Annotated in this window: 4 protein-coding genes; all 4 read left to right on the top strand. The window is 48.6% G+C overall.

The window, feature by feature from the left end; all coding sequences use genetic code 11:
- Window positions 1–96 precede the first annotated feature (96 nt).
- The 4 genes from FCN80_RS25325 to FCN80_RS25310 all read left to right on the top strand — a co-directional run bounded on the left by FCN80_RS25325 (window position 97) and on the right by FCN80_RS25310 (window position 5,339).
- Window positions 97–945 (top strand): thiamine pyrophosphate-dependent enzyme, encoded by an 849-nt coding sequence (locus FCN80_RS25325; RefSeq protein WP_170975524.1) that lies wholly within the window; start codon window positions 97–99, stop codon window positions 943–945.
- 23 nt (window positions 946–968) lie between these two features.
- A complete protein-coding gene (locus FCN80_RS25320; protein WP_136993076.1) occupies window positions 969–1,859 on the top strand; it encodes a sugar phosphate isomerase/epimerase family protein in 891 nt (296 codons plus the stop codon).
- A 123-nt stretch (window positions 1,860–1,982) separates the two neighbouring features.
- A complete protein-coding gene (locus FCN80_RS25315) occupies window positions 1,983–2,942 on the top strand; it encodes a DMT family transporter (protein ID WP_306767937.1) in 960 nt (319 codons plus the stop codon).
- 879 nt (window positions 2,943–3,821) lie between these two features.
- Entirely contained in the window at window positions 3,822–5,339 is a 1,518-nt protein-coding gene (locus FCN80_RS25310) for a CoA-acylating methylmalonate-semialdehyde dehydrogenase (protein WP_136993074.1), read from the top strand.
- Window positions 5,340–5,499: the final 160 nt, after the last annotated feature.

The following is a 5,499-nucleotide window of genomic DNA, read 5'->3' as shown; positions in this document are numbered from 1 at the left end:
GCTTCCATCGGGAATAAGGATCTGGCAGCCTGAGTTCCCAACTAAAATACTCTCCCGGAAAACCGGGGCGGTTCAAGAGCAGATAAACTATCGTTCTTGTGGAACGATACCATTGATGAGATACGCAGCAGATACCACGCGGAAGTCGAGCGGGTATATGGCGTCGAATATACCGAACATGATTTCACTCCGGAAATCGAAGATCACTTGGATCGTGAAAAAGTCTATGCGGAATTTCAGAAATTGACCGACTCGTTCTTAACGCAAAGCCGTGTACTCGGGATACTGAATAAAACGTTACCTGCCGACGCAGTCGTTGTCGCCGCCTCGGGTAGCCTGCCCGGCGATTTACAGCGGGTCTGGCAAAGCCGCGGAGGCAATGATTATCATGTCGAGTACGGGTATTCCTGTATGGGGTATGAAGTCAATGCGGCTGTGGGTGTAAAAATGGCGCAGCCCGAGCGAGAAGTTTATGCCTTCGTCGGGGACGGCTCGTTTATGATGCTCCATTCCGAATTGATCACATCTCTGCAGGAAGGTAAAAAAATCACTGTCGTATTGTTTGACAATATGGCTAATGGCTGTATCAATAATCTGCAAATGGAACATGGAATGGATAGCTTTTATACGGAATTTCGTTATCACAAGGAAGATTCAGGAAAGCAGGGCGGAGGCCTGATTCCTGTTAATTTTGCCAAGATTGCTGAAGGATACGGTTGCAAAAGCTACCAGGTGAGTACGTTGCAGCAACTTGAAGATGCGTTGGCGGATGCTCGGAGTCAAACCATTTCGACGTTGGTTGATATTAAAGTGTTACCGAAGACCATGGTTCACAAGTATTTTAGCTGGTGGCGAGTCGGTGGCGCACAGGTTTCCCGTAGCGAAAAAATACAAGCTGTAGCCCGCATGCTGAATGACAATCTTCACAAAGCGCGTCAATATTAAATAAATTATTGGAGTAAATGACGATGAAAGTGGCTTTTGACGTTGACGTGATAAAGGATTTACCAATTACCGATATGGTTCGGCAAGTCTCCGAATGGGGTTATAAATATATCGAACAATCGCCACATCCACGTATCAATCCTTTCTATAAACATCCGAAGGCCAGCCGCGAGGTCATGACCGAATACAAACGGGCATTAAAAAATTACAGCGTGGAAATTTCTTCGTTTATCGTCGTGTATCGTTGGTCAGGCCCGGATGAAATGCGTCGACAGGCGGCAGTAAAGAATTGGAAACGCATCATCGAAATCGCTGTGGACATGGGCGTGCAGGTCATTAATACCGAATTATCCGGTACGCCTGACGAACCGGAGATTTGTGAGGAAATGTGGTATCGCTCTATGGAGGAATTATTACCCATTATTGAGCGCGAAGGGATCCGGATGGAGATTCAGTCTCATCCGTGGGATTTCTGTGAAATCAGCGATGATACCGCTGATTTGGTAAAATCGCTGCGCAGTGATAACGTGACCTATCTTTATAGTGCGCCGCATACGTTTTTCTATGATAAAGGCAAGGGTGACGTCACGCGGATGCTGAAATATGCCGGTGATGATCTGTCGCATGTGTTAGTGGCGGACACCATGAATCATACCGTGAGTAACCGTTATATTGTCAATCCTCCCGGCGTTAACGCCACCATCCATCAACATGTCGGTCTTGGCGAAGGTGAAGTGGATTTTGAGAATCTTTTTCGGACATTGAGAGAAATGGATTTTGCCAAAAAGACATTTAAAGTGGGAGGCGAATCCATTATTACGACGGCGTTATTCGGTTATCCGGAAAAAATGCCTGTTCAAGCAGTTGCGACACGGGAGAGGATAGAAAAAGAATTATTATCCAAAGAATCATAAAGGCTTTTTATTCTATCCTGTGCGTTACATTGACGGCCAATGCCTTCTTCGCTCACAGAGGTTATGACGTATCACGGCGCATGAGGGGTATTATGAGGCACATCTTGTCGGGAAAGAGATGACATGCGTATTCATGGGCATCAGCGTTCAAGCAGGGGGGATGGGACAAAGGCGTGGCGTGAGAGGAATGGCGCAGGCATGATACTCTCTCAGAGAAAAGCTGAAGGGTTGCTGGTTCTCACGACTTTAATTGCGGCTTGCGGATGGGTTTTTTCCCGGGAAGCCCTGAGTGCGATGCCGCCAATGGCATTTCTCAGTGGGCGTTTTTTGCTAGCCAGCATGGCGCTGCTGGGATTTTGTCGGCGCAGAGATTTCCGAATCCTGGCTGGTTCTCTAGACAAAGTGCTGATCAGCGGGGGATGGCAGGCCTGCAATATGTTGTTGTGGATTTACGCCGTTGCCATCACCCCTTCACTGGGAGAGGGCGCATTCATCATGAGCCTCTCCATGCTGTTTGTGCCGCTAGTGGCATGGGCGATGCTGCGCGCGCGGCCTATCCGCGCTTTTTGGGCTTCACTGCCGCTGGCAGTGATCGGGCTAGGACTGCTTACATTGCATACCGGACTGACATGGGATGTGAGTCAAATTTTGTTCCTGGCCGCCGCGCTCTTTCAAGCGATTTATTTTTGTTATAACAGCCATTATGTCCGGTCCATCGCTCCTTTGCCGCTGGCTTCCATACAGCTGGCTTGCACTGGTCTGGCGTCGTTGGCCTTATCTGCGTGTTTTGAAACTTGGCCAAAGCAGTTGGATATTGCCACCTGGGGCTGGCTGCTAGGCAGTGCGTTTATCGCCACTAGTTTGCGGTTCTGGCTGCAATTGAGCGGCCAAAGTATAACCAGCGCGGCGAATGCCGCACTGGTTATGGTATTGGAACCTTTATTTACCTTTATCGTTTCCGCGTCTTTCTACGGCGAAAGTATGCGCTCACCCCAGTTACTGGGGTGCGGACTAATCTTATTGGCGTTGTTCTATTACCGCTGGCGACTTAGTCGGTTAAATCCGGACAGTCGACGGCGATAACCGGTCCGGCCAATTCGGCAAGTATCAGCGCAATATACGATGTAACCGTCATATCTGTCCGTCTGGTCCCGTGAGTGGGCGTGCTGGGCAATAGCCTTGGGTGTTCGCCGGCCCTCAGTCCGCTTCATCGTTTCTTCCCACAAATTAAAGTAACTTCGGAATATTTGATCTAGCTCGCAAAACGAAATTTTTATTTCATTAACAATAAAGATGAATTATGCGTGCTATCGATTTTTCAATTAACGTTGCTGTTGGATGAAGGGCACCAATTCACAAGAGAACAAGCTATTTGAACTAAAGCCGGTTATTGCTAGATCAGGGAATTGGGGCATAAGGTCAGCAGGCAGGGCAAGAGGTTTTGCGCGATAGAGTTTACTTCTATGAGGGAAATATTGATGTCAATTGTCACTAACGTCGCTTCCTTGATGCCTTGTTCGTTCGGGTCAACAAGGCGCTGTACCAGTATGCGGCGTTTGCCCGGCAGCAAGTGGATAAAATATTTCGGGCAGGGCGCTTACCGCAGCGGATGCCCACATCTTGCTGACCAAAATGCCCCAACCCATTCGGGCAATTGGTGTGTTGGAAACGGATTCCATCCTCCCGTGTGGATAAGTTTTCCGAGGATGTGTCCAGATATCAGCGTATCGGTGCCAATCCACGTAATCCGTTGATAAATGGCGCCGCCGCCAAGCATTCGGCTTTTTCAAGCAATCAAGATAAACGCAAAGATGAGTAAAGCGGCTCAATCGGCATGAGAGGGGAATTTTATTTCCGGACTGACGCCGGAAATAGAGCAATAACAGCGCAATATTCCATTGCATATCGCCAGGCTGATGTCTGACGGGTGAGTTACAGTAAAAGTATAAACGGAGATTTTGTATGGCTAGCATAGAAAAACTGAAATATTACGTGGGTGGCGAATGGAGAGAATCGGAAACGACCCGCTATATGGATGTCTATAATCCCAGTACAGGCGAAGTGATAGCCAAAGCCCCTTGTTGTACAGAAAAGGAAGTATTGAGCGCTATTGCTTCAGCCAAAAAATCCTTCCCGGCCTGGTCGAATACCCCGGCTATCAAACGGGCGCAGATTATGTACCGCATTCGCGAACTGCTTATTAAGCATGAAGAACGGCTGACGGCATTGGTAGCGAAAGAAAACGGCAAAGCTTGGGGCGATGCCTTGGGTGATGTATTGAAAGCGAAAGAAGGAACCGAGCTAGCCTGCTCCATTCCCAGCTTATTGCAAGGTCAGGGAGAAACTCTGCGCGATGCTTCAACGGGTATCGATACTACCCTTTACCGAGAACCTATCGGTGTTTTCGCCGGTATCGTGCCGTTTAATTTCCCGGCCATGATCCCCATGGGGTGGATGGCACCATTGTGTATCGCTTCGGGAAATACTCTGGTTATCAAGGCCGCAAGTATGACACCGATGACCTGCATGGAAATCACCCGTCTTTATCAAGAGGCTGGCGTTCCCGCAGGTGTTATCAACATCGTTACTTGCTCTCGTAACGAGGCGGATATGTTCCTGACCCATCCTGATGTGAATGGTGTCTCGTTTGTGGGATCCACTTCGGTGGGTCTGCATGTCTATGCGAAAGCCGCTTCACACGGCAAACGCGTCCAGGCGCTTTGTGAGGCCAAGAACCATTCGTTGGTATTGGCCGATGCGCCGATCCAACGTACGGCCGCCGGGATTATCAATGCTGCATTCGGTTGCGCCGGAGAACGTTGTATGGCATTACCGGTAGTGGTGGTTCAGGAAGAAATTGCCGATAAATTGATCAATGCCGTGGCGGAAAAGGCCAAGTTGCTGAAAGTGGGTCCCGGTTACGATCGGGATACCGATATGGGACCGGTCATTTCACGGGAGCATCGGCAATCGGTAATCAAGTGGATAGAAAAGGGGTTGGAAGAAGGTGCCAAATTGGTCCTCGATGGTCGAAATTATAACGTTCCCGGTTATGAAGAGGGTTTTTATGTAGGACCGACTATTCTCGATCATGTGACCGGGGAGATGAGCGTCGGTACAACGGAAATTTTTGGACCGGTGCTGTGCTTCAAACGAGTCAAATCGTTTGAAGAAGGCTTAAAATTAATGAACGATAATCCCTTTGCCAATGGTTCGGTGATTTTTACCCAAAACGGCCATTATGCGAGGGAATTCCAGAAACGCACCCATGGCGGCATGGTGGGAGTTAATGTGGGTATTCCCGTGCCGGTTGGCATTTTCCCCTTCTCTGGGCATAAACAATCCTTCTTCGGTGACCTCCATTGCTTGGGCAAGGACGGAGTACGTTTCTATACAGAATCTAAATGTATCACCACTCGCTGGTTTGATGAAGACGAAAGTAAGCGGGAAAAAGTGGACTCCTGGGATGGAACCATTTGATGTTTCCCCAACAGTAAAGGAATAATTTCGTCGACCCCGAAAATTGCTTCGGTAATGAGTAGGGGGACCAGGTATAATGTTATAATTGAGTAGGCCCCCTGCGAAACCAGACAGTAGAAGTCTCTTAACTTAAGAGATAGGCTTGGATACATGTCTAACA

It is taken from the genome of Martelella alba (assembly GCF_005217455.1).
Lineage (GTDB): Bacteria > Pseudomonadota > Gammaproteobacteria > Enterobacterales > Enterobacteriaceae > Acerihabitans.
The sequence above is the reverse complement of the archived record's forward strand: the minus strand, read 5'-3'. Positions and strand labels throughout refer to the sequence as shown.